Genomic DNA, 24356 nt, shown 5'->3' on the forward strand with positions numbered 1-24356 from the left:
GCCCACCCGGCGCACCACACATATGCATTTTCGCGAAGGAGCGTGTTTCACCGTGGCAAGGTCTCATCGACTTCAGGTCGTCTTTCCCGAAGTCATCCGAACAGCCTCGGTGATCGAGACACGGCAACTCAGTTCGGGAATGCGCAGGATCGTGTTGGGCGGGCCGCAGCTGCGGGAATTCTCGCGAGATGGATTCGACTTTCCGGCGCTGCGTAGTGAGGGATTCGACGACTTCGTCCGCTTGTTCTTCCCGCTCGACGACAACGGCACGATAGCTCTACCGGTGCAACACGAGCGCACGGTGGAGTGGCCGCGGGAGCCGCGGCCACTGACCCGCAACTACACCGTGCGCAGCGTCGATGCCGAGACTGCCGAATTGACTCTCGATTTCGTCACTCACGACACCGGAATCGCGTCGACGTGGGGGCGTCGCTGCGCCGTGGGTGATTCAATCCCACTGCTGGGTCCGGTGCGCTCGGGTCACGCACCCGCCGAGGTGGATTGGGTGTTGCTCGTCGGCGACGAGACCGCGTTGCCTGCTATTGCTCGTTACCTCGACGAAGCCGGAGCCGGTGAGCGAATCCGGGTGTTCGTCGAGGTGGCCGACGCCGAGCGAGAACTACCCCTCCCGACGGCCGCCGACGCCGAGATCACCTGGGTCCATCGCGACGGCGCGGTTGCAGGCACCGGTGATCTGCTCGAATCTGCCGTGCGTAGTGCGCCCTGGTGGGAGGGAGCCGTGTTCGCCTGGGTGGCAGGCGAATCCACAACCCTCAAAGGCATCAGGCGATACCTGCGCGAGGATCGCGCGATGCCGCCGGAGATGGTCGAGGTCACCGGCTACTGGCGTCGCGCAGAGGTTCTCACTCGCGCGGACGATCCGGAAGTTCCCGATCTGAACGCCCGCGAATCCGAGCCGTTCGACAGACTCGCCGAACGAGCGGAGATGTTCTCCCCCTTTGCGATCAGGGCTGCCAACACGTTGCGCATCCCGTTGCATGTCTCCCGAGGCATACGCACCATCGACGAACTGGCCACGGCCACGGGCACCGATACGCGGGCCTTGGCGAAATTCGTCCGCTACCTGCGGTCTGTCGACGTGCTCACCGAGGATTCGGACGGCGGTGTGATTCTCGCCGATATCGGTGAAGCCATGCTCGGTGACGACTGGATTTCGCACTGGCTGGATTTCGACGGCATCGAGGCGCGAGTGGAATTGTCGATCACCGGACTCGTCGAGAGCCTGCGCACCGGCGCTGCCAGTGCGAGCCTGCTGACCGGCAAGACGTTGAGCGAGGACCTCGCCGGCTCGCCTCGGCTGACGGAATTGCACCACAACCACATCGCCGACGAGGCAGCGTTCCTGGGTCCTGCTCTGGTACAGGACTATTCGTTCGGCGGCATGTCGACGTTGGCGGTGACCGGTGCGGCATCCGGGGTGGTGCTCGGCTCGATCCTGACGCGCCACGACGCAATGTCGGCAACTGTTCTCGGATTGCCCAGCGAACTCGACCTCGTTCGACGCGATCTGCAGACGTGGCCGGATCTGCACGGGCGCGTCACCGAATGCGCTCAGAGTGTCGTGTCCGAACCGCGCAATGGCCCCGCGGGCGGGTTCGACGCCTACCTGTTGCTCGAGGTCACCGGCCACTACCGTGACGACGATCTGGCGTTGCTGCTGGCGAGCGCGGCAGGGGGCCTGTCCGAGAGCGGGAAACTGGTTGTGGTGGAACGCCTGTCGGACGACGGCGTGATCAACGAGGATCAGGCCGAGTTCGATCTGTTGATGCTCTGTATGCATGGCAGTGGAGTGCGAACCAGAGCCGAGTTCGAGGCGGTGGCAACCGCAGCGGGCCTGGTGGTGACCGCATCTCGTCTCGTCGGCTGGGGTATCGCGGTCCTCGACCTGCAGCGTGCGCCCGAAGCCGTTGTGCGCCAGGTCTAGTTAGGTTAGCGTTGCCTATCGAAGGCGCGCAGCAATGCCGCGAGCATGTCGGTTGCGCGCGATGCGCGGTCGTGGACCGAATCACCGTCAGGAGTGCACACACAATGAGCGTTGTCGAAGAAACGGCGTCGGGCACGGCCGAGACCACCATCCTGCAGCACGGATTGCAGACGGTGGTCACATTGGCCGGGTCCGGCTTGTTCGACGAGTACGTCGTGTACGAGGACAGAGGACGCTGGGTGTTCGCGGGCGGCGTGGTCGCTCGCATCGTCCTGCAACCGGATGTCGTCACGACCACGTGGGGGAGCGGCGAGTCGACGGTGCGTCGGTGGTCCGGTAACCCGTCGACGGCGCTGCGTGAGGCCTGCGACGGTCTGACCCGAGAATCCTGGAATGCGTACGGATTCGTCGGATTCGGGTTCGCGGCCCACCTGCATGGTGTGACGGGCTCGTGCGAGTCCGACGAGGTGCTCGGCCATCTGGTCGTGCCCCGCGTCGAGGTCCGATTCGGTGCCGACCACGACGTCGAGGTGACCGGGAGCGAGGAGGACCGCGCCGCGGTACTGGCCGTACTCGCGGACGCCTCCGCCGAGGAGCCGCCGACGGTGCACTCGCTCGATGTCGGCGGCGATCTCGACGACTATCGCGCTCGGGTACGGCAGGCCGTCACCGAAATTCACCGCGGCGACTACGCCAAAGTGATTCTCTCTCGCACGGTGCGCATTCCGTTCGATCTGGACATGCCGGGTACCTACCGGGCCGGCCGCGCAGCGAACACCCCGGCTCGCTCGTTTCTGCTGCACCTGGGCGACCTGCGCGCAGCCGGCTTCAGCCCGGAGCTGGTGGCCTCCGTCGACGCGCACGGCGTGGTCACCACCGAACCGCTGGCAGGCACGCGGGCCTTCGGTCTCGGCACCGAGGCCGACTCCGCAGCGAAGACCGATCTCGAGCAGGATCCCAAGGAGATCACCGAACACGCTGTGTCCGTCCGTACCTCGTTCGAGGAGCTCGAATCCATCGCGCGCCCCGGGTCGACCGCGGTCTCGGACTTCATGAGCGTGCGCGAGCGCGGAAGCGTCCAACACCTCGCGTCGACCGTGCGGGCACGCCTGCGTGATGACCTGTCCTGCTGGGACGCCTTCGGGGCGCTGTTCCCGGCCGTCACGGCGTCGGGAATTCCCAAACGCGAGGCCATCGAGGCGATCGGTAGGCTCGACGACTCGCCCCGCGGCCTGTACTCGGGTGCCGTCGTGAAGGCATCGTCCACGGGGGAACTCGAAGCAGCCCTGGTGCTTCGAGCCGTCTACGAACAGCGCGGATCGGCATGGCTGCGTGCCGGTGCCGGCATCGTCGGCCAGTCGACACCCGATCGCGAATTCGACGAAACCTGCGAGAAGCTCGCCAGCGTTGCCCCATATCTCGTCCGCAAGAAGGAGGAAGACGCCTGATGCATCGCACCATGTTGGGTGGAAAGATCCACCGCGCCACTGTCACTCATGCCGATCTGCACTACGTCGGCTCGATCACCATCGACTCCACGCTGATGCACGCCGCCGATCTGATCGAGGGCGAACAGGTCCACGTCGTCGACATCACCAACGGAGCACGCCTGGTGACGTACGTGATCGAAGGACCCCCCGGCTCCGGTGTCATCGGAATCAACGGTGCCGCAGCGCATCTGGTGTCCCCGGGCGACCTGGTGATCATCATGTCGTTCCGGCAGGTGGAAGATTCGGAGCTGTCGGCGCACAGTCCTTCGGTGGTGCACGTCGACTCTGCCAACGAGATCGTGGCCCTCGGCGTCGACCCGTCCGAGCCGGTTCCGGGCGCACTCGATCAGATGTCGGGGGCGAGCGTTCGATGACCTCACACAACGATTGTGCCGATGAGAACTACGACATCGTCGGAGTCGGATTCGGGCCGTCTAATCTCGGTCTGGCCATCGCGATCGAGGAACACAACCGAACGTGCGCGCCGGCCGAGCGGCTGACCTCGTGCTTCATCGAGTCCAAGGACGAGTTCGCCTGGCATCCCGGAATGCTGTTGCCGGGGACGTCGATGCAGATCTCGTTCCTCAAGGACCTGGCGACCCAGCGCAATGCCGGCAGTGAGTACACCTTTCTGGCGTATCTGTCGGAGCAGGGTCGGCTCAATCACTTCATCAACCTGCAGACGTTCTTCCCGAGCAGGCTCGAGTTCCACGACTACCTGGCGTGGGCCGCCGGAAAGGTCGACGCGACGGTTCACTACGGCACCCGGGCGGTGGACGTCGTCGACACCGGCGACGGCTACGGCGTCCGCACCGAGGGCCGACGAGCCGGGACCGTGCAGGGGCGCAACATCGTGCTCGCCGGAGGACTGACCGCCACCCTGCCCGACGGAGTCACGGCGTCGGCGCGGCAGTTCCACAACCACGATCTTCTCGGCCATCTCGATCGGTTGCCGTCGCGGTCGCATCGCACGTTCGTCGTCGTCGGTGCCGGGCAGAGCGCCGCCGAGGTGGTGGACTACCTGCACTCGACGTACAGCGACTCCTCGGTGCATGCGGTGCTGCGCAAATACGGGTACAGCCCGGCCGACGACAGCCCCTATGCCAATCGCATCTTCGATCCGACGGCCGTGGACGACTTCTATTCGTCGTCGCATACCCTGCGCGAGCAGCTGCTGCAGTATCACCGCGGCACCAACTACTCCGCCGTCGACCTGCCCCTGATCGAGGAGCTGTACGCGCGCGAATACGCCGAGCGGGTCAGCGGGCAGCGCCGGTTGTTCGTGCACGGAGCATCCCGGTTGATCGGAGCCACCGAGGAGCCGTCGGGCGTGCGTGCCTCCGTCGAGCACGGCCCGACGGGTCTGGCCGAGGACATACTGTGCGACGCTGTCGTTTATGCCACCGGCTTCACGTCCCTCGATCTACCCGAGATCCTCGGTCCACTGTTCGACGCCGTCGAATACGACTCCCGCGGTCCTCGCGTGACGCGTGACTACCGACTCGTGACGCGTGAACCGAGTGCGGGTTCGATCTACCTGCAGGGCGGCACCGAGCACACGCACGGTCTGACCTCGTCGTTGCTTTCGAACATCGCTGTTCGCAGCGGTGAGATAGTGAAGTCCGCTGTGAGCGCGAGGGTGCGATCGGTGGTGTGAATCGGGTGAGCACGAGCGTGGGCGACGGGCCGGAACAGGGAGGTGTTCCGGCTCGAGTCGGTGGTCTCGCTCGCACCGATGCGCGTCGGGCCGCGGGGTTGTTCGTCGTCCTCGGTGTGCTGGCAGCGCTGTGCCTGGTGAGCATTTCGGTGGGCACCGAGTACATCCCGATCGGTGAGGTGTGGCACGGGCTGTTCTTCGCCGACGGATCCACCGAATCCGTGATCGTCCGCGAACTACGGCTTCCGCGTACCGTTCTGGGGTTGCTCGTCGGAATCGCCCTCGGGGTGGCCGGTGCGCTGATTCAGGCGATGACGCGAAATCCGCTGGCCGACCCGGGAATTCTCGGCGTCAACGCCGGGGCAGCGTTCTTCGTGGCGATCGCCGTCGGCGTGCTGGGTGTCACCGGTATTCGGTCCTACATCTGGTTCGCGTTCGCCGGGGCAGTGGTCGCCACGATCGTGGTGTACGCGTTGGGGTCGATGGGGCGAGCGGGAGCCACTCCGATTCGGTTGACGCTGTCCGGAATTGCGCTCGGTGCGGTACTGGGCGGCGTCACCTCGGGCATGCTGTTGCTCGATCCGGATGCCTTCGACAGGATGAGGTTCTGGGGAGCGGGGTCGTTGGCCGGTCGCGGTCTGGACATCGCGTCCGAGGTTGCCCCGTTCATCGCGCTCGGAGTCTTCCTGACGGCGCTGATCGCCCGTCCCCTCAATGCGATCGCACTCGGCGACGATCTGGCCCAGTCGTTGGGGGCCAACGTGGTTCGTACGCGAATCATCGGTGTCGTCGCAGTGACTCTGCTCGCCGGTGCCGCGACGGCGGCGGCCGGGCCCATCGGATTTGTCGGACTGATGATTCCGCACATGGTGCGGTGGTTCGTCGGGCCGGACCAGCGTTGGATTCTGATCTACACGGTGTTCGCGGCACCGGGCTTGCTGCTGCTCTCGGATGTGGTCGGACGCATCGTGATCAGGCCGGGGGAGCTGCAGGTCGGTATCGTCACCGCCTTCGTCGGCGCGCCGGTGTTGATCGTGCTGGTTCGCCGGAAGAAGGCGAGCGGACTGTGACCCGTGAACGACGCGGCGGCGAGATCGATTTCGGCCGAGCGCTGTGGGTCGTGCGAGTGCGGGATCGAGTGGACGGCCGCATCGACATCCGAACAGTGGGCGTCTGCGTGGCCTTGCTGCTCGTGACGGTGGTGGTCTCCGTCGTCGCGGTCGGTACCGGCGACTTCTACATTCCGCCGAACGAGGTGCTCGCCGCGGTGTTCGGCGATGCTCCACGCCTCACCGAGATCGTGGTGATGGAGTGGCGGTTTCCCCGAGTGGCACTGGCCTTCCTGTTCGGAGCCGCCCTCGGCCTATCGGGCGCGGTCTTTCAATCCTTGACGCGAAACCCGTTGGGCAGCCCGGACATCATCGGATTCGGCACCGGTGCCTACACCGGCGCGCTCGTGGCCATCCTCGCTCTCGGTGGTGGCTACTACCGGACCGGAGCGGGCGCGCTCGTCGGCGGACTCGCAACGGCTGCTGTGGTCTACCTGCTCGCCTACCGGCGCGGGGTGCAGGGCTTTCGTTTGATCATCGTCGGGATCGCCGTCAGCGCCGCCCTGTCCTCCGTCAACACCTGGCTCGTGATCAGGGCCGACCTGGACGACGCGATCGCGGCCGCAGTGTGGGGTGCGGGCACCCTCAATGGGTTGGGGTGGGCGCAGGTGGGGCCCGTGCTGGGCGTGTCGGTCGTCATCGCGTCGTGCTTGGCGGTGCTCTCGCGTCGGCTGCCGATGTTGGAGATGGGTGACGATGCGGCGAGGGCGCTCGGTGTGCGCGCAGAGCCGACCCGTCTGATGCTGGTGTTCCTGGGCGTTGCGCTGATCGCGATGGTCACCGCGGCCGCGGGACCCATCTCGTTCATCGCGCTCGCCGCGCCGCAGTTGTCGCGCCGCCTCACCGGCACCTCGGGAGTGGCGATGGTGCCTGCAGCGTGCATGGGAGCGCTGCTGCTGGTCATGAGCGACGTTGTTGCGCAGCGCGTCTTCTCTCCCACCCAGCTGCCGGTGGGTGTGGTGACCGTATCGGTCGGCGGCGCATACTTCGTGTGGTTGTTGGCGCGGGAAGGCAGGAAGCAGTGACGGAGCCTCGGTTGCACACCGACGACATCACGGTCGGATACGACAGGAGCGTCATCAGCGAGAACCTGACCGTCGAGATTCCCGACGGCAAGTTCACCGTCATCGTCGGACCGAATGCCTGCGGCAAATCGACTCTGCTGCGGGCACTCTCGCGGCTGTTGAAACCCTCCAACGGAACCGTTCTGCTGGACGGGAAGGCCATCTCGTCGTATCCGGCGAAAGAAGTTGCCCGCCGCCTCGGCCTGCTTCCGCAGACCTCCATCGCGCCCGACGGTATTTCGGTGGCCGATCTCGTTGCGCGGGGCCGTTATCCGCATCAGAAGCTGATCCGGCAGTGGTCGACGACGGACGAGGCTGCGGTGATCGAGGCCATGAACGCCACCGGAGTGACATCACTGTCCGCTCGTCCGGTGGACGAACTGTCCGGCGGACAGCAGCAACGCGTCTGGGTGGCGATGGTTCTCGCGCAGCAGACGCCGCTGTTGCTGTTGGACGAGCCGACGACCTTCCTCGACATCGCCCACCAGATCGAGCTGCTCGACCTGTTGGCCACTCTGAACCGCGAGAACGGCCGCACTCTCGTTGCGGTACTGCACGACCTCAATCACGCCTGCCGTTACGCCGATCACATCATCGCGATGAAGGACGGCGCAGTGGTCACCGAGGGCGCGCCCGCCGTCGTCGTCACATCCGAGCTGGTCGAGGCGGTCTTCGGGCTGCCGTGCCGCATCATCGACGATCCGGAATCGCACACTCCGTTGGTGATTCCCAAGGTGGTCGGTCGTAGGCTAGGCAAGGCTTAGTTTAGAATCGAGGGAGAATGGCCGCCGAGTCAGCCTGAACGTTCTCGCAAGAGTGACGACGAGATATGTATCGAGGATCGAGATGAACGAACAACCGCGTGGTTACTACTACGCCGATGTCGTTGCGGTGGAACGACTCACGGTGCACATGGTGCGTGTGACGTTCGGCGGCGAGCATGTCGCCGGCTACCGCACGCTCGGTGTGCCCGACGAATGCGTCGGAGTCTATTTCCCCAGGGCAGACGAAGTGATCCCGCCGCCGATGACCGAGGTCGACGGGTTCTGGTGGTTCCACGGTCTCGACGATGCTCCCGAAGGCCGCAACTACACCATCCGTCGTCTCGATCCGGAGCGCGGTGAGCTGACCATCGACTTCTTTGCACACGAGGGCGGCGTCGCATCCACCTGGGCTCAGCAGGCCGTCCCGGGGCAGACGGTGCTGTTCACCCGTCCGCGATCCTGGTATTCACCGCCCGCCGACGTCGAATGGCTGCTGTTGGTCGCGGACATGACCGGGTTGCCTGCCCTCGGCCGGCTCGTCGAGCAGTTGCCCGCGGGAATGCGTGCGCACGCGATCGTCGAGGTGCTCGAACGTGGCGACATCCAATCCCTCGAGACCTCGGCCGACGTCACGTTCGACTGGCGCATCGGATCCGGAAACGGCGACAGCGCAAGCGTTCTCGACGACGCTGCGCTGGCATACCCACTGCCCGAGGGGCGCGGCTACGTGTGGTTCGCCGGCGAGGCGTCGTCCTCGCGTCGGGTGCGCAAGCACTTCCGTAAGGAATTGGGTTACGACATCGCGTATTTCGACATCATCGGATACTGGCGCGCAGACTCCGAGAAGTGGCTCGAGAAGTACAAGCAATACCAGGAGGAGGCGCTGGCGGTGTACAACGGCGTCATCGAATCCGGCCGCTCCGAGCAGGAAGCAAGCGAGGCATTCGATGCGCTGCTCGAGCGGGTGGGGCTCTAGCCTGCGTTGTCGAACTCGTAGTCCGGCAGCTCGAGTGTCGCCGCGTCGGGGCCGAGGAACTTGCTGGTCACGGCCTGTACAGGCTTCGATCCGGCCAGGCGCAGCACAGTGCGGAATGCGGCCACTCCTGCCGAGGTCTTCGGATGCGCGACGCGAGGCACCCCGGGTGGGAGTTTCTGCGCCTGCTCGACGAACGGACGCATCCGCGCCTCGAAGGCCTCGAACCCGGCTCGGTGATCGCTCGCCCGCGCCAGCTCGCCGGCGAGAACGTACGCGCCGGTGACCGACAACGTTGTGCCCATGCCGCTCAACGGTGTTGCGCACCAGGCGGCATCGCCGAGCATGCCGATTCTGCCGTCGGACCAACGCGGGGCTTTCACCTGCGCCAGATAGTCGACGTACAGTTCCGAGTCCGGTCCAAGGGAGTCCAGGATTCGGGGCACTTCCCAACCGGCATCGGCGAACTGCGCGCGCAACGCAGCGACGACCTGTTCGTCCGACGCGCCCTCGAACCCGCCTGCGTCGGACACCCAGGACAGGCTGAATCGCGTCGTGCCGAGGTTGTCCGGTCGTAGATTCGCCACTCGGGATCTTGGGGCGTTGTACCAGCGCCACCAGCCGTCGTCGCTCGGTCCCTTCGGCAGTACGCCGTAGGCGGTGTACAGGCCGACGGGTGTGGTCTCGGCCTCCCCGTCGAACACCAGTTCCCTGCTGCTGGAGCGGATTCCGTCGGCGAAGAGAACCAGGTCGAATCGCTCGGACGGTCCCGACGCGAACGTCACATCGACTCCGTCGGCATCCTGGGCCACGCCGACGACGCGATCGCCGTAGCGATACTCGGTTCGTGGTCCGGCGGATTCGACCAGTATTCGCGCGAACTCGCCGCGCAGAATCTCCAGCTCCGCCGTCGGGCCGTCGTGGGTTCCGTCGCCGGCCGGGAAGGCCGCGATGGTGGCGTCGGCGTCGTCGACGAATCGGGTGCCCTTCTCGGTGGTGCCGTTCGCGAGGAGGGTGGCGTCCAGGCCCATGCGCCGCAGCACCTCGCGGCCGGAGCCGCGGACGTCGATGTTCTGGCCGCCGTGTCGCAGTTGCGGTGAGCGTTCGAGGACGGTGACCTCGAAGCCCGCCCGGTCCAGCCAGAACGCCACGGTGGGACCGGCGATGCTGGCACCGGTGACGAGAACACGAGAAGTCATGGAGTGGGAATGCCCGGGCGGCTGGTCGTTCAATCCCGGAGGGAAAGTAGCTGAGCCTCACCTTTGTGGTTTACTTTCATCAAATTGTCCGAATGACCCGTTTTCGTCAAGGAGAACCGTGTTCACCGTTCGCCGTCTGGCGCTGCTCTCGTTCAGCGCAACCCTCGCCCTCGGTCTCGTCGCGTGCAGCTCGGACGGCTCGTCCGACGAAGGCACGTCCAGCTCCGAGTCCGCCACCGCAGAGTCCGCACTCGTGGTGTACTCCGGCCGCGGGGAAGAGCTCGTCGACCCGCTGATCGAGCGCATCGGTGGCGGTATCGAGGTCGACTACTCGGGCAACACCAATGCCCAGGCCGCAAAGATCCTCGAAGAGGGCGACGCGACCCCGGCGGACGTGTTCTACGGTCAGGACGCAGGCGCACTCGGTGCCCTGGACGAAGCAGGCGCTCTCGCACCGCTGCCCGAGGACATCCTCTCGCTCGTTCCCGAGCAGTACCGCGGTGCCGACGGCACCTGGGTCGCCACCTCCGCACGGGCCCGCGTGCTGGCCTACAACTCCGATTCGGTGCAGGCAGCAGACCTGCCCACCGGTATCGACGGACTGCTCGACCCGCGCTGGCGCGGACAGATCGGCTACGCACCGACCAACGCGTCGTTCCAGGCCTTCGTCACCGCCCTGCGCGTGCAGCGCGGCGAGGACGGTGCCCGCACCTGGCTCGAAGGTTTCGTCGCCAACGAGCCCGTCGCCTTCGAGGGCAACGGCCCGCTGCTGACCGCGGTCAACGACGGACAGGTCTCGACCGGCCTGCTCAATCATTACTACTGGTACCCCTTCAAGGACGAGAACGGCGATGATGCCCCGGTCGAGCTGCACTACTTCGAGCCCGGCGACCCCGGCGCGCTGATCAACGTCGCCGGTGCCGGTGTGCTGGCTGCCTCGGACAACCAGGAAGCGGCCTTCGACTTCGTGCGCGAGTTGCTCTCGACCGAGTCGCAGACGTACTTCGCGAACGAGACGGCCGAATACCCCGTCATCGACGGAGTCACCTCCGACTACGACCTGCCGCCGCTGTCCGAGCTGGGCTCGACCGATCTCGATCTGGGCCGGCTCTCGTCCCTCGAGGCCACCCAGACTCTCCTCACCGACGTCGGAATCATCTAGTCGGTGTTCCCGTCTGCACTCCAGCCGCTTCGGCGGCGCCACTTCGGCGGTCGTCCCGTTCTCGGGACGACCGCGTTGTGCGTGGGAGCGCTGACGCTGACACCCTTGCTGTATCTGTTCGTTCGCGCGTTCGACGGCGGAACCGAGAAGGTTCTCCGACTGCTCCTGCGGCAACGCACACTCGACCTCGCCATCCGCACGACGACCCTGACGCTCACCGTGCTCGTCGCGTCGGTCGTGATCGGGACGCTGCTGGCGTGGTTGACCGTCCGTACCGATCTACCGGGGCGACGTTTCTTCGCGATGGTTCTTGCCGCTCCACTCGCCATCCCGTCCTACGTGTCCGGGTACCTGTGGATCGCCGAATTCCCTTCGTTGGCAGGCTTTTCCGGTGCAGCGCTGGTGCTCACGTTGTCCTGCTTCCCGCTGGTGATGCTGCCGGTGTCCGCGGCGTTCGCCACCGCGGACCCCTCGTTGGCCGAGGTCTCGCGAACCCTCGGTCGAGGCGCTGTGCGCACGGCGCTGACCGTCGAGTGTCGTCGCGTCGTTCCCGCAGCGGCGGCGGGCGCGCTCCTGGTCGCGCTGTACACCATCAGTGACTTCGGGGCGGTGGCTCTGATGCGATACGACGCCTTCACACTCGGCATCTACAGTGCGTACCGCGGGGGACTCGATCGCACTGCGGCCGCCGTCCTCGGGCTGGTGCTCGTGGTGGGCGCGTTGGTGCTCACCCTCCTCGAACGGCGTGCCCGACGCGGCGCCACGGCGAGGGTTGGATCGGGAACCGACCGGATGGCAGAGCCGATCGTCCTGGGCCGGTGGCGTGTGCCGGCTCTGGCCGTTGTCGTTGCGGCACTGAGTTTTTCGGTGCTGGTGCCGATTCTGGCCTTGGCGCGATGGCTGAGTCGATCGTTGCGGTTCACCTTCGACTGGGTGGACGTGCTGGCCGTCACGGCCAAGACCGTCCAGTACTCCGCGACCGCCGCAGTGGTGGTGGCCGTGCTCGCGTTGCCGGTCGCGCTGTTCGCGGCCCGATCCACGTCGAGGGCCGCCCGCGGCGCCGAGTTGTCCACGTACATCGCGCACGGACTACCGGGTATCACCGTCGGGCTCGCCACGGTCTTTCTCGGAATCAGGTTTCTGCCGTCGTTCTACCAGACGGCGGTCCTGCTGGTACTGGCATACGTGGTGCTGTTCCTGCCGCTGGCCGTCGGCAGCACCAGAGCGGTCGTCGACGCCACTCCCGTTGTCCTCGAGGATGTCTCACGGACCCTGGGCGCGGGCCGGCTACGCACCGACCTTCGAGTGACCATTCCGATCGCCGCACCCGGCATCGCAGCCGGGGCTGCGCTGGTCTTCCTGACCGTGGCCAAGGAGCTACCTGCGACGTTGATGCTGCGCCCTCGGGGAGTCGACACGCTCGCGACCACGCTGTGGTCCACCACCGAGGCGTTCCGATACGGCGAGGCGGCCCCCTACGCCCTGGCCCTGATCCTGATCTCGGTGGTCCCGACGGTCGTACTGACACGGGCGCTGGGGCGCACGACGCGGAAGCGAGTAGCACTGCCATGAGCATGGTGATTTCCGGACTCGTTGCTTCGTACGGCAGTACGGCTGTGCTGCACGGGATCGATCTCGACCTCGGCGACGGCGAGATGCTTGCCGTCCTCGGCCCCTCCGGCTGTGGCAAGACGACCCTGTTGCGATCCATCGCGGGACTGCACCGCATCGACGCAGGCCGGATCACCTCCGACGGGCGGGACATCTCGGTTGCGGGGCAGATTCAGGTGCCACCGGAGAAGCGGGGAATAGGCCTGATGCCGCAGGAAGGTGGATTGTTTCCACACCTGACGGTACGCAGGAACATCGAATTCGGTTTGCGTGCAGGGTTTCTGCGTCCCTACCTGTCCGGTCGCGCGGAGCGCACCCGACGGGTCGACGAGATGCTCGAGCTGGTCGGACTACCCGACGCCGGCGGGGTCAAACCCAGCGAACTCTCGGGCGGCCAACAGCAGCGTATCGCGTTGGCGCGTGCGCTCGCGCCGGCTCCGTCGGTGGTGTTGATGGACGAGCCGTTCGCCGCCCTCGATGCGGGGCTGCGTACCTCCATTCGGCAGGACGTACGAGAGTTGTTGCAGTCCAGCAAGACCGCGTCGATCCTCGTCACCCACGACCGGGCCGAGGCGCTCGGAACTGCCGATCGGGTCGCTGTGCTGCTCGGTGGTCGCTGCGCCCAGATCGACACACCGCGTGAGGTGTACGAGCGACCCGCCACACCCGCCGTCGCGCGTTTCGTCGGCGACGCCTACTTCGTCGATGCTGCAGCCCAGGGCGGCCACGTCGACACCGTCCTCGGGCGTCTCGAATCCACCACCCGAGCGACGGGACACGGGCAGGCGTTGCTCCGGCCCGAGCAACTGGTGGTCTCGGAGCGCAAAGGCGGCGCATTCGTCGTCGATCACGAGTTCTTCACCGGTCCCGAATCCTCGGTCACCCTGCGGCACAGCGACACCGGGCTGCGGCTTCGAGCCATCGCCAGGACCGCCGACCGATTCGCCCCTGGCACCGCCGTCGAAGTCTCCGTGACGTCTCCGGTGCACTGGTTCGCGGGCTCTGCGGACTAGGGTCGCAACTCCACGAGCGGGATCGGATCCTGCTGGCCGGGCCAGGTGCCGAACAAGTGCGGCAGCTCGGTGGCATCAGCGTCGATCGCCCGTCGGACATTCAGGCGTGGTGACGGCGTCGTGCGCCCACCGGTACCTCGGACCCGCGTAGTGGATTCACGCACCGATCGAGAACCGTCGGCCGACTGCATCACCAACTCTGCCTGACGTGTGCCCTCGACTATGGCCGCGGTGGTGACCGCCACGTAGACCGGATCGCCGACGCCGTCGTACACCCAGCGTTTGCCGAGGACCGAATGTTCCAACGTGGCAACGAGATACGCGTCTGACCCGTGCAGCGGTGCGCTGCGGTAGGTCAGTGGCACCTGAAACACGGTGCCCGACGCCGAACGCAGCAGATGTGTCTCGATACCGACCTCGCCGTCGGGATCGTCGAATCGATACGCGCCGACGGCTTCGAGTCCGTCGGCGCTCCGACCGGCTGACCACTCTTGCGTCGGAAGCCACGCTGCGATGGCGTCCAGTTTCGATGGAACGAGCGTCGCGGGATGGATGAGGGCCATGCAGAAAAGCTAACCGAAGGGACGCTATCGGGTCGGTTCGGCGGCACGCTTGGGCATGAACAGTGCCGCGATGGCCATCACCGCTGCCGCCGCCAGGACCCCCAGAAAGACTGGATGGATGGCGTCGGACAGTTGTTCGGGACTCGGGTCGTCGGAGATTCGTGAGTTGACGATGGCACCGAACACCGCGACCCCGACTGCGCTGCCGATGGAGCGGGCGAACATGTTGGTCGAGGTGGCGACGCCGCGCTCGGACCATTCGACGCTCGACTGGGCGGCGATGAGGGTGGGGCTCGCGATCAGGCCCATACCGAGGCCGATCACGAAGCACACCGCGCCTACCTGCCACACCTGCGAGCCGGCTCCGAGGCCAGTGGCGAAAGCCGCTCCGACTACCGCTATGAAGGCACCGATGAGCGCCGTGGTGCGGAAACCGAACCGGAGGTACACCCGCCCGGAGAGTGATGCCGCTATGGGCCAGCCGAGCGTGAGGGTGGACAGCGCGAAGCCGGCGACGATCGCCCCGGTTCCGAGAACGCCCTGCACGAACGTCGGAACGTAGGACGTCAGGCCGAGGATCAACGCACCGACGAGCAGCGAGATGGTACTGCTGACCACCAGGACTCGACGCGTGAACACCCACAGCGGCAGGATCGGCTCCTCGACTTTGGTCTGAACCACTGCAAAGGCGGCGAGCATCGAGATCCCGGCGGCGAAGATGGCGATGCTGACGGGGGAGTTCCATGCCCACGACTGTCCGCCCTCGAGCAGCCCGAGCAGCACCATCGCTGCGCCCACCGTCAGCAGCCCGGCACCGAGGTAGTCGATCTTGGGCTTGGTGCGTTCCACGGCTCCCTCGTCGAACTTGCGCCACAGCATCATCGCGGCCAGTGCGCACAGCGGAATGTTGACGAAGAAGATCCAGCGCCACGTCAGGAACTCGGAGAAGATACCGCCGAGGGCCGGGCCGAGTACCGAGGACATCGCCCATACGCTGGCGAGGTAGCCCTGCACCTTGGCGCGCTCGGCGAGGGTGTAGATATCGCCGGCGATGGTGATTGCCATCGGCTGCACGGCACCCGCGCCGAGACCCTGCACCGCCCGGAATGCGATCAGGGCGGGCATACTCCAGGCCAGGCCGCAGAGAATCGAGCCGAGCAGAAACACCGCGATGCCGAACAGCATGATCTTCTTGCGGCCGAACAGGTCGGCCAGTTTTCCGTACAGCGGCACCGACACTGCCTGCGCCAGAAGATAGATGGAGAACAGCCACGGGAACTGGGTGAACCCGCCCAGGTCGTCGACGATGGACAGCACCGCGGTGGCGATGATGGTCGAGTCGAGGGCGACCAAAGAGGTGCTGAGCATCAACGCAACCAGTACCGGTCCGCGTTCGGAGCGGAATCCGACATCCGACGTCGTGTTTTTCGTTGCCACGGCTACCAGTCTGATGCCTACCGGCACCCCCGCCGCCACCGGCCCAGATAGTGTTGAACACCGTGCGACCATCACTGAGTAGCTACGAGCATCTGGCCGGCGGCAAGGTCCGCGATCTGTACACGATCGACGACGCGCATCTGTTGCTCGTCGCGAGCGACCGAATCTCGGCCTACGACCACATCCTCGACACCCCGATCCCGGACAAGGGACGCGTATTGACGGCGATGAGCGTGTTCTTCTTCGAGGAGCTCGGCGGCGTCAACCATCTGGCCGGCGATCCGCTCGACGAACGCATTCCCGCCGAACTGCTCGGCCGCGCCCTGGTGGTCAAGAAGCTGAGCATGGTGCCGGTCGAATGCGTCGCCCGCGGCTACCTCACCGGTTCGGGTCTGTCGGATTACAACGCGACCGGAAAGGTATGCGGCGTCGAACTCCCGCCGGGGCTGATCGAATCCAGCAAGCTCGGCCAGGCGATCTTCACGCCCGCGTCCAAGGCCGAGCTCGGCGACCACGACGAGAACATCACCTTCGATCAGGTCGTCGAGAAGATCGGTGCCGAACTCGCCTTCAAGCTGCGCGAGGACACCATCGAGATCTACTCGCGTGCGGCCAACTTCGCTCTCGAACGCGGAATCATTCTCGCGGACACCAAGTTCGAGTTCGGCACCGATGCGGACGGCAACCTCGTGCTCGCCGACGAGGTGCTCACCCCCGATTCCTCGCGCTACTGGCCTGCCGATTCGTACCAGGAAGGTCGCGTTCAGCCCAGCTTCGACAAGCAGTTCGTCCGTGACTGGCTGACCGGCGAATCCGGCTGGGACCGCAGTTCCGACACCCCGCCACCACCATTGCCCGACGACATCGTCGCAGCCACACGTAGCCGCTACATCGAGGCCTACGAGCGCATCTCGGGCCTGAACTTCGACGATTGGGTCACACCATGACGATCACCCCACCTATTGCCAAGAAGGTGCCGCACGAGCGCACCCATCACGGCGATACGTTCATCGACAACTACGAATGGCTGCGGGTCAAGGACGATCCCGAGTTGATCGCCTACCTCGAAGCCGAGAACGCCTACACCGAGCAGCAGACCGCAGGCCTGGAGTCGTTGCGCGGCAAGATCTTCGACGAGATCAAGTCGCGGACCCAGGAGACCGACCTGTCCGTACCGACGCGCATGGGGCAGTGGTGGTACTACTCGCGCACTGTCGAGGGGCAGTCCTACGGCCTCCAATGCCGTTGCCCCGTCGACTCTCCCGACGACTGGACTCCGCCCACCCTGTCGTCCGACGTGGACGTACCCGGAGAGCAGATCCTGCTCGACGCCAACGAAGAGGCGAAGGGTCACGACTTCTTCTCTCTCGGCGCGTTCTCGATCAGCCTCGACGGCACGCTGCTGGCGTACTCGACCGACACCGAGGGCGACGAACGCTACACGCTGCGCTTCAAGAACCTCGAGACCGGCGAGCTGCTCGCCGACACCATCGAGAACGTTGCACCCGGAGCCACCTGGACCGCCGACGCGACCCACGTGTTCTACCTGACGGTCGACGAGTCCTGGCGGCCCGACACCGTCTGGCGGCACACTCTCGGCAAGGCCGAGGATGTCACGGTCTTCCATGAGCCCGACGAGAGCTACTGGGTCGGCTTCGGGACCACCCGCAGCGAGAAGTACTTGATGATCTGGGTCGGCTCGAAGATCACCTCCGAGTGTCTGGTGCTGGAATCCACCGATCCCGAGGGTGAGTTCCGCGTCGTGCTGCCACGCACGGACGGCGTCGAATACGGCATCGAGCACGCCGTCGTGGCCGGTGAGGATCGATTCCTCATCACCCACAACGGCTCGGTGAACGGTTGGGGCACCGAGGGGGATAAGGCCGAGAACTTCCTGCTCGCCGAGGCTCCGGTCGAGGATCCACTCGACCAGCGCATTCTGGTTCCGCATCGCGACGACGTCCGAGTCGAGGATATCGATGCGTTCGCCGGCCACCTGATCTTCACGTACCGACGAGAAGCCCTGACCCGCATGGCGATCTGGCCACTGACCGACGAGGGTTACGGCGAGTACCGCGAGCTCGAATTCGACGAGGAGCTCTACTCCGTCGGTGCAGGCTCGAACCCGGAATGGGATCAGCCGCTCTTGCGGATGGTCTACACCTCGTTCATCACTCCCGGCCAGGTCTACGACCTCGACATCGCCAGTGGCGAACTGCTGCTCCGCAAATCGCAGCCGGTTCTGGGTAAGTTCGATGCCGGTGACTATGTGCAGCAACGGGAATGGGCCACCGCGCCGGACGGCACTCAGGTTCCGTTGTCGGTCATCCGCCGCAAGGATGTATCCGACGGTCCTGCGCCGACGCTGCTCTACGGCTACGGATCGTACGAGGCCTCGATGGATCCGTCGTTCTCTGTCGCTCGGCTGTCGCTGCTGGACCGTGGCATAGTCTTCGTCGTCGCCCACGTCCGCGGCGGCGGTGAGATGGGTCGGCACTGGTACGACAACGGCAAGACGCTGAAGAAGAAGAACACCTTCACCGACTTCGTCGCTGCCGCACAGCATCTCATCGACACCGGACGCACCTCGCCGAAGCATCTGGTCGCCGATGGCGGCAGTGCGGGTGGACTGCTGATGGGCGCGGTGGCCAACCTCGCGCCTGAACTGTTCAACGGCATCCTCGCCAACGTTCCGTTCGTCGATCCGCTCACCTCCATCCTCGACCCGTCGCTGCCGCTGACGGTCATCGAATGGGACGAGTGGGGAAACCCGTTGGCAGACAAGGAGGTGTACGAGTACATGAAGTCGTACAGCCCCTACGAGAACGTCGAAGCCAAGGACTACCCGTCGATCCTGGCGATCACGTCCATCAACGACACTCGCGTCCTCTACGTCGAGCCCGCGAAATGGGTTGCTGCACTGCGGGCAACGAAGACCGGTGACTCGGATCTGCTGCTCAAGACCGAAATGAGCGCCGGACACGGGGGAGTCAGCGGACGCTACGAGAAATGGAAAGAGGCGGCCTTCGAGTATGCGTGGATCGTAGACAAGACCGGTGCCCATGTGAACGGTTGACTTTCGGGTCGTTCCGCAGGCTCCACTCCTGCCTCGTAGCCTGCTACGAATTTCCACTCACATGCGGCGCAGCCGCTCTAACGCCACACGTAGCGGACCTGCGGTCGCCCGGCCTTGCCGTATTCGGTGTGCCGGGTGACCAGGCCGTCGTCGGCGAGGCGCTCGAGGTAGCGCCAGGCCGTCACTCGGGAGACTCCGACGACCTTGGCGGCCTCGGACGCGTTGAGTCCGTCGGCCGCTTCCTTGATGCTCGCGGTGATTCCGTCCATCGTCTGCGGGGCAATGCCCTTGGGGGTCGAGACGCGTTCGTCGGCCGTCCGCAGGTGCGCCATGGCGCGGTCGATGTCGCGTTGACTCGACGCGTTCTCCCCGGCCGGCAACGCAGCGTGGAATTCGCGATAGCGCTCGAGCTTGTCTCGAAACGCGGCGAACGTGAACGGCTTGAGCAGATACAGCACGATGCCGTGCGCCACTGCCGACCGCACCACCGACAGATCCCGCTCGGAGGTGATGGCGATGACATCGGGACTCGGGCGCAGACCGCCGAGAGCTGCCGCCACGTCGATGCCGCTCGCGTCGGGTAGGCCGATGTCGAGCAACACCAGATCGACGGCCTCGGTGCTGGCGAAACGCATGGCCGCAGCGCCGGTGTGCGCCACCCCGGCCACCTCGAAGCCCGGGGTCCGCTCGACGTAGGTCTTGTGTGCCTCGGCGATCAGCGGTTCGTCGTCGACGATCAATACCTTGATCACGACGAAGATCCCGGAATGGTGGCAACCATGACGGATCCGTACGTCACCTCGGATGTCAAGGTGCCGCGATGGCGACCGATCACCTGAGTCACCAGGGCCAAGCCCAGCCCGCGTGACCCGGACTTGGTCGAGTAGCCCCGCCGCAGAGCAGCTTTGAGCGTCTCCGGCGGCATTCCGGGACCACTGTCGGCGACTCTCACGACGAGTTCACCATCGGCGTCGCGGACCGTCACTTCGACCCACGGCTGGTCGGATTCTTTCGAGGCATCGATGGCATTGTCTATCAGATTGCCTACCAGCGTGACCAATTCGCGTGCAGTGAGCACACCTTCGTGCTCCATCGCCGTGTCGTCGGTGATCGTCAGCTCCACGCCCTGCTCGGCGGCCTGACTGACCTTGCCCAGCAGCAGCGCAGCGAGTGCAGGTTCGCTCACCGCGTTCATCAGGCGATCGATGAGCGCCTGCGAGAGTTCCAGATCGGCCGTCGCGAACTCGACGGCCTCCTCGGGTCGGCCGAGCTCGACCATGGTGATGACGGTGTGCAGCCTGTTCGCCGACTCGTGAGCCTGCGAACGCAGCGACTCCGCGAAGCTGCGTACCGAGTCCAATTCACCCATCAACGAACGCAATTCGGTCTGATCGCGAATCGTCAGCACATTGCCCAGGCGTCGGCCCTCCCACATCACGGGATCCTGGTTGACGACGAGTACGCGATCCTGCGTCAGATGCAATTCGCCGCGCACGATGCCGGTGTCCATCTGCTGCATCGACTCCGGCAACGACTCGAACGAGACCGGGCCCTCCGGTAGATCGAGGAGGCGTCGGGCCTCGTCGTTGACCAACTCCGCCTCGTCGCCGCGGCCGAATACCAACAGTCCCTCGCCGATCGAGTGCAGGACGGCGTCGTGATGTTCGTACATGGTGCGCAGTTCCGCCGGTGCCATTCCCAGCGTCTGACGCCTGAGCCGTCGGCTGAGCAGCGTCGATCCCGCCGCGGCGACGACGAAGGCGGCGAGCACTACCCCGATGATGAGCGGCAGGCCCTGGAAGAACTGATCACTGATCTTCTGGCGAGTGACTCCTGCCGAGACGAGGCCGACGATTTCGCCGGACGAGTCGGTGACCGGGGTGACCGACCGGATCGAGGGGCCGAGGGACCCGACATAGGTCTCGGTGAACGTCTCGCCCTGCAACGCTCGATCGATGTTGCCGCTGAACGGTTTACCGATCAGGTCGACGGTGGTGTGGGTGAAGCGGGTCCGATCCGGTGCCATGACGACGATGAAATCGACACCCGTGACCTGACGGATCTTCTCCGTTTCCGGCTGCAGACGCGACGTCGGATCGTCGGATTCGATGGACAGAGGCGTCGACGGTTCGTTGGCGATGCTCACGGCGATCGCCGTGACTTCGCGTCGGGTCGCGTCGTCGCTGTTGGACCGTTCGTTGAGCACCGTCAGGATGCCGCCGGCGAACACGACGACAGCCATGACGACGAGCTGCAGCACCAACACCTGGCCGGCGACGCTCAGCGGACGTTTGGTGGACAACGAATTCCTTTCGCGCAAGAACAGTCGGTGTGAACGAAATGAACGTATAGGTGACTCCTGTCACTGCGTGCAGCAACATCATCTCTCAGCAGGGGTGATGCACCTCACTCCACTCCCAGTAGTTACGAAGTCAGCCAGTTCGACTCGCGCTTCACCAGAAACCAGAAGGAACACTCATGAGTATCAGCACCGATGCTGAGCGGTTCGACAACCCGCCCACCGAACCCAAGAAGAAGCGCGACAAGACTCACTGGCTCTACATCGCCGTGATCATCGCGGTGATCGCCGGAGTCATCGTCGGTCTGACGGCCAAGGAATTTGCCGTCGAACTCGCGGTGCTCGGCACGCTGTTCGTCAGCCTGATCAAGATGATGATCAGCCCGGTCATCTTCTGCACCATCGTGCTCGGCATCGGATCGGTTCGCGCCGCCGCCAGCGTCGGTCGCGTCGGCGGTCTCGCACTGGCCTACTTCATCAGCATGTCGACCATCGCCCTCGGTATCGGCATGGTCGTCGGCAACCTCATCCAGCCCGGCGAGGGGCTGAACATCGTGGCGGGCGGCGGAGATCAGTACGCCGAGACCGCTGAGGGTGCAGGCGGCACGATGGACTTCATCGCCGGAATCATTCCGGAGACGCTGGTCTCTGCCCTTACTGCCGGAAGTGTGTTGCAGACTCTGTTCGTTGCGATCCTCGTCGGCTTCGCATTGCAGGCCATGGGCAAGCAGGGTGAAGGCATCCTCAAGGGCATCGGCGCAGTGCAGAAGCTCGTCTTCCGCATCCTGACCATGATCCTGTGGCTCGCCCCGATCGGTGCTTTCGGTGCGATCGCCGGAGTCGTCGGCAAGACCGGTTTCGACGCCGTCATCCAGCTCGGCACCCTGATGCTCGCCTTCTACATCACCTGCTTCATCTTCGTCTTCTTCTTCCTCGGCCTCATCCTCAAGTTCGTCTCCGGATTCTCGATCTTCAAGCTGGTCAAGTACCTGGCCCGCGAGTACCTGCTCATCGTCGCCACGTCGTCCTCCGAGTCGGCCCTGCCGCGTCTGATCGCCAAGATGGAGCATGTCGGAGTCGAGCGCACCACCGTCGGTATCGTCGTCCCCACCGGATACTCCTTCAACCTCGACGGCACCGCGATCTACCTGACGATGGCCTCGATCTTCATCGCCGACGCCATGAACATGCCCCTCTCGATCAGCGAGCAGTTCTCGCTGCTGCTGTTCATGATCATCGCCTCCAAGGGCGCAGCCGGAGTGTCCGGTGCCGGCCTGGCTACCTTGGCCGGCGGACTGTCGAGCCACCGCCCCGAGCTGCTCGACGGAGTCGGCCTCATCGTCGGCATCGATCGGTTCATGTCCGAGGCACGTGCTTTGACGAACTTCTCGGGCAATGCCGTCGCAACCCTGCTGGTCGGCACTTGGACCAAGACCATCGACAACGATCGTGTCAATACCGTTCTCGACGGCAACCTGCCGTTCGACGAGGAGACCATGGTCGACGACCACCTCCCCGAGGACGATCGACCCGCGGACAAGCAGGTCATCATCGAAAAAGCCGCCGCCAAGGCATAAGACCTGCCGGGCGACGCGCATCCCCCCGTCGCCCGGTTCGGAGAAACGCAAGTACGACCCCGCTACCAGCGGGGTCGTACTTGCTTTTGTGCCTCGGTTCCATTCTGTCGGTACTCACAGGTAAGTTCGGATGATGACTGAAGTTCAGAACATCGGCATCAACACGCTGGGTGGTGCGCCCACCTCGCTCGACGAGTACGCCGGAAGAGCCGTTCTCGTGGTCAATGTCGCGTCCAAGTGTGGCCTGACCCCGCAGTACGAGAAGCTCGAGAAGCTCGCCAACGAGTACGCGGCCAATGGCCTGTCGGTCGTCGGGGTGCCCTGCAACCAGTTCGGTGGCCAGGAGCCCGGCACCGCCGAAGAAATCGAAACGTTCTGCTCCACCACGTACGGCGTCACGTTCGCGATGACCGAGAAGGTCGATGTCAACGGAGACAACCGGCACCCGCTGTATGCCGAGCTGACCAAGACCGAGGATGCCGAAGGCAAAGCCGGAGATGTTCAGTGGAACTTCGAGAAGTTCCTGATCTCGCCCGAAGGCGTCGTCACCGATCGGTTCCGTCCGCGCACCGAGCCGGATGCACCCGAGGTGCTCGCCGCAATCGACAAGATCCTGCCGAAGGAAACGATGGCCGTTTAGCTTCTGTCTGCATCGACTTCGAGCCTCGTTCACGCTGGTGTGCGAGGCTCGAGTCATGTCTGGACGCCTGATCGTGTCGGTGAGCGGAATCAAGAACGACACCTACGAGCACGCCGCCGAGTTCGCGCGGATCCTCGACGGACGAGGCGTCCCCTTGTCGCTGCTCGTCGCGCCGCGACTCAAGGACAAATACCGACTCGCAGCGGACGTGCCAACCCAGGAATGGCTGCGGGCTCGACGCGACGGAGGCGACGCGATCGTTCTGCACGGCTACGACCAGGCCGCGACGAAGCGTCGACGCTCCGAGTTCTCCGCACTGCCGCGCCACGAAGCTCGACTTCGACTGATGGCAGCGGACCGCGTCATGGAACAGACCGGCCTGCGCACCCGAATCTTCGCCGCTCCGCGCTGGATCGCCTCACCCGGTGCCGTCGAAGCCCTGCCCGACGCAGGCTTCCGAATGCTCGCATCTCTCAACGGTATTCACGACCTCGACCGTGACGGCGTCGTCCGCGCTCGAGTCTGGGGAATCGGCGAAGGATTCAAAGCCGAGCCCTGGTGGTTCAAAGCACTGGTACTCGGTGCAGGGCGCACCGCCCGACGTGACGGAGTTGTGCGCTTGGCCATCAGTGCCAAGCAACTCGGCCGCCCCGGACCGCGACAGGCAATCCTCGATGCCATCGACCTCTCCCTGCACCACGGAGCCGAGGCCGGCGTGTACGAATGGATCCCGCGATCCAAAGCCCGCGTGGCGTAGTTTCGCTGCACCCCGCCCCG

The 24356-nt window shown here is 65.1% G+C and carries 21 protein-coding genes; 16 read left to right on the forward strand and 5 right to left on the reverse strand.

Going from position 1 to position 24356, the window contains the following annotated elements; translation table 11 throughout:
• Positions 1–52: 52 nt before the first annotated feature.
• The 8 genes from R4P57_RS14325 to R4P57_RS14360 all read left to right on the forward strand — a co-directional run bounded on the left by R4P57_RS14325 (position 53) and on the right by R4P57_RS14360 (position 9005).
• Positions 53–1945, forward strand: coding sequence for a siderophore-interacting protein (locus tag R4P57_RS14325; RefSeq protein ID WP_317803490.1), 1893 nt, complete (start codon positions 53–55; stop codon positions 1943–1945).
• Between the two features lie 104 nt (positions 1946–2049).
• On the forward strand, positions 2050–3393 hold the full coding sequence (locus tag R4P57_RS14330) for a salicylate synthase (RefSeq protein ID WP_317803491.1): 1344 nt from the start codon (positions 2050–2052) through the stop codon (positions 3391–3393).
• Positions 3393–3809, forward strand: coding sequence for an aspartate 1-decarboxylase (gene panD, locus R4P57_RS14335; protein WP_317803492.1), 417 nt, complete (start codon positions 3393–3395; stop codon positions 3807–3809). Before R4P57_RS14330 ends, panD begins: the two co-directional genes overlap by 1 nt.
• Positions 3806–5092 (forward strand): lysine N(6)-hydroxylase/L-ornithine N(5)-oxygenase family protein, encoded by a 1287-nt coding sequence (locus R4P57_RS14340; RefSeq protein ID WP_317803493.1) that lies wholly within the window; start codon positions 3806–3808, stop codon positions 5090–5092. Before panD ends, R4P57_RS14340 begins: the two co-directional genes overlap by 4 nt.
• Before the next feature lie 5 nt (positions 5093–5097).
• The gene (locus R4P57_RS14345; protein ID WP_317803494.1) at positions 5098–6162 is read left to right on the forward strand and encodes an iron chelate uptake ABC transporter family permease subunit; all 1065 of its coding nucleotides are present in this window, start codon (positions 5098–5100) and stop codon (positions 6160–6162) included.
• Complete coding sequence (locus R4P57_RS14350; protein WP_317803495.1) at positions 6159–7226, forward strand: FecCD family ABC transporter permease; 1068 nt, start codon at positions 6159–6161, stop codon at positions 7224–7226. Before R4P57_RS14345 ends, R4P57_RS14350 begins: the two co-directional genes overlap by 4 nt.
• On the forward strand, positions 7223–8029 hold the full coding sequence (locus tag R4P57_RS14355) for an ABC transporter ATP-binding protein (RefSeq protein ID WP_317803496.1): 807 nt from the start codon (positions 7223–7225) through the stop codon (positions 8027–8029). Before R4P57_RS14350 ends, R4P57_RS14355 begins: the two co-directional genes overlap by 4 nt.
• An 82-nt stretch (positions 8030–8111) precedes the next feature.
• Positions 8112–9005 (forward strand): siderophore-interacting protein, encoded by an 894-nt coding sequence (locus tag R4P57_RS14360; protein WP_317803497.1) that lies wholly within the window; start codon positions 8112–8114, stop codon positions 9003–9005.
• On the opposite strand, the gene R4P57_RS14365 is transcribed toward R4P57_RS14360, so the two are convergent.
• Entirely contained in the window at positions 9002–10201 is a 1200-nt protein-coding gene (locus R4P57_RS14365) for an FAD-dependent monooxygenase (RefSeq protein WP_317803498.1), read from the reverse strand. The genes R4P57_RS14360 and R4P57_RS14365 overlap by 4 nt on opposite strands.
• Positions 10202–10319: 118 nt before the next feature.
• Between R4P57_RS14365 and R4P57_RS14370 the strand changes: the two genes are divergently transcribed.
• Genes R4P57_RS14370 through R4P57_RS14380 form a run of 3 tightly spaced genes read left to right on the forward strand, consistent with a single transcriptional unit; the run spans position 10320 to position 13987 of the window.
• On the forward strand, positions 10320–11363 hold the full coding sequence (locus R4P57_RS14370) for an iron ABC transporter substrate-binding protein (RefSeq protein WP_317803499.1): 1044 nt from the start codon (positions 10320–10322) through the stop codon (positions 11361–11363).
• 3 nt (positions 11364–11366) lie between these two features.
• On the forward strand, positions 11367–12935 hold the full coding sequence (locus R4P57_RS14375) for an ABC transporter permease (RefSeq protein WP_317803500.1): 1569 nt from the start codon (positions 11367–11369) through the stop codon (positions 12933–12935).
• Positions 12932–13987 carry an ABC transporter ATP-binding protein gene (locus R4P57_RS14380; RefSeq protein ID WP_317803501.1) on the forward strand — a complete coding sequence of 352 codons (1056 nt, stop codon included), beginning with the start codon at positions 12932–12934 and terminating at the stop codon, positions 13985–13987. Before R4P57_RS14375 ends, R4P57_RS14380 begins: the two co-directional genes overlap by 4 nt.
• Here R4P57_RS14380 and R4P57_RS14385 read toward each other — a convergent pair.
• A complete protein-coding gene (locus tag R4P57_RS14385) occupies positions 13984–14550 on the reverse strand; it encodes a CG0192-related protein (protein ID WP_317803502.1) in 567 nt (188 codons plus the stop codon). The two genes, R4P57_RS14380 and R4P57_RS14385, sit on opposite strands and share 4 nt — an antisense overlap.
• A gap of 24 nt (positions 14551–14574) precedes the next feature.
• Positions 14575–15987, reverse strand: coding sequence for an MDR family MFS transporter (locus R4P57_RS14390; RefSeq protein WP_317803503.1), 1413 nt, complete (start codon positions 15985–15987; stop codon positions 14575–14577).
• A gap of 62 nt (positions 15988–16049) precedes the next feature.
• On the opposite strand from R4P57_RS14390, the gene R4P57_RS14395 reads away from it, so the two are divergent.
• Together R4P57_RS14395 and R4P57_RS14400 are read left to right on the forward strand one after the other, a co-directional pair.
• Positions 16050–16934: a phosphoribosylaminoimidazolesuccinocarboxamide synthase gene (locus R4P57_RS14395; RefSeq protein WP_317803504.1), complete on the forward strand. Its 885-nt coding sequence runs from the start codon at positions 16050–16052 to the stop codon at positions 16932–16934.
• On the forward strand, positions 16931–19063 hold the full coding sequence (locus R4P57_RS14400) for a S9 family peptidase (RefSeq protein WP_317803505.1): 2133 nt from the start codon (positions 16931–16933) through the stop codon (positions 19061–19063). The genes R4P57_RS14395 and R4P57_RS14400 overlap by 4 nt, the downstream gene beginning before the upstream one ends.
• 77 nt (positions 19064–19140) lie before the next feature.
• Here the strand turns inward: R4P57_RS14400 and R4P57_RS14405 are convergent, their stop codons facing one another.
• On the reverse strand, positions 19141–19815 hold the full coding sequence (locus R4P57_RS14405) for a response regulator (RefSeq protein WP_317803506.1): 675 nt from the start codon (positions 19813–19815) through the stop codon (positions 19141–19143).
• Positions 19812–21305, reverse strand: a complete 1494-nt coding sequence (locus tag R4P57_RS14410; protein ID WP_317803657.1) for a sensor histidine kinase — start codon at positions 21303–21305, stop codon at positions 19812–19814. The genes R4P57_RS14405 and R4P57_RS14410 overlap by 4 nt, the downstream gene beginning before the upstream one ends.
• A gap of 236 nt (positions 21306–21541) precedes the next feature.
• Between R4P57_RS14410 and R4P57_RS14415 the strand changes: the two genes are divergently transcribed.
• The 3 genes from R4P57_RS14415 (at position 21542) to R4P57_RS14425 (ending at position 24336) form a co-directional block, all read left to right on the forward strand.
• The gene (locus R4P57_RS14415) at positions 21542–22939 is read left to right on the forward strand and encodes a cation:dicarboxylate symporter family transporter (protein WP_317803507.1); all 1398 of its coding nucleotides are present in this window, start codon (positions 21542–21544) and stop codon (positions 22937–22939) included.
• A 130-nt stretch (positions 22940–23069) separates the two neighbouring features.
• Complete coding sequence (locus R4P57_RS14420) at positions 23070–23579, forward strand: glutathione peroxidase (RefSeq protein ID WP_317803508.1); 510 nt, start codon at positions 23070–23072, stop codon at positions 23577–23579.
• A gap of 55 nt (positions 23580–23634) precedes the next feature.
• Positions 23635–24336 (forward strand): DUF2334 domain-containing protein, encoded by a 702-nt coding sequence (locus tag R4P57_RS14425; protein ID WP_317803509.1) that lies wholly within the window; start codon positions 23635–23637, stop codon positions 24334–24336.
• The last annotated feature ends 20 nt before the right edge of the window (positions 24337–24356 follow it).

It is taken from the genome of Rhodococcus sp. IEGM 1330, from assembly GCF_033142445.1.
Taxonomy (GTDB): domain Bacteria; phylum Actinomycetota; class Actinomycetes; order Mycobacteriales; family Mycobacteriaceae; genus Rhodococcoides.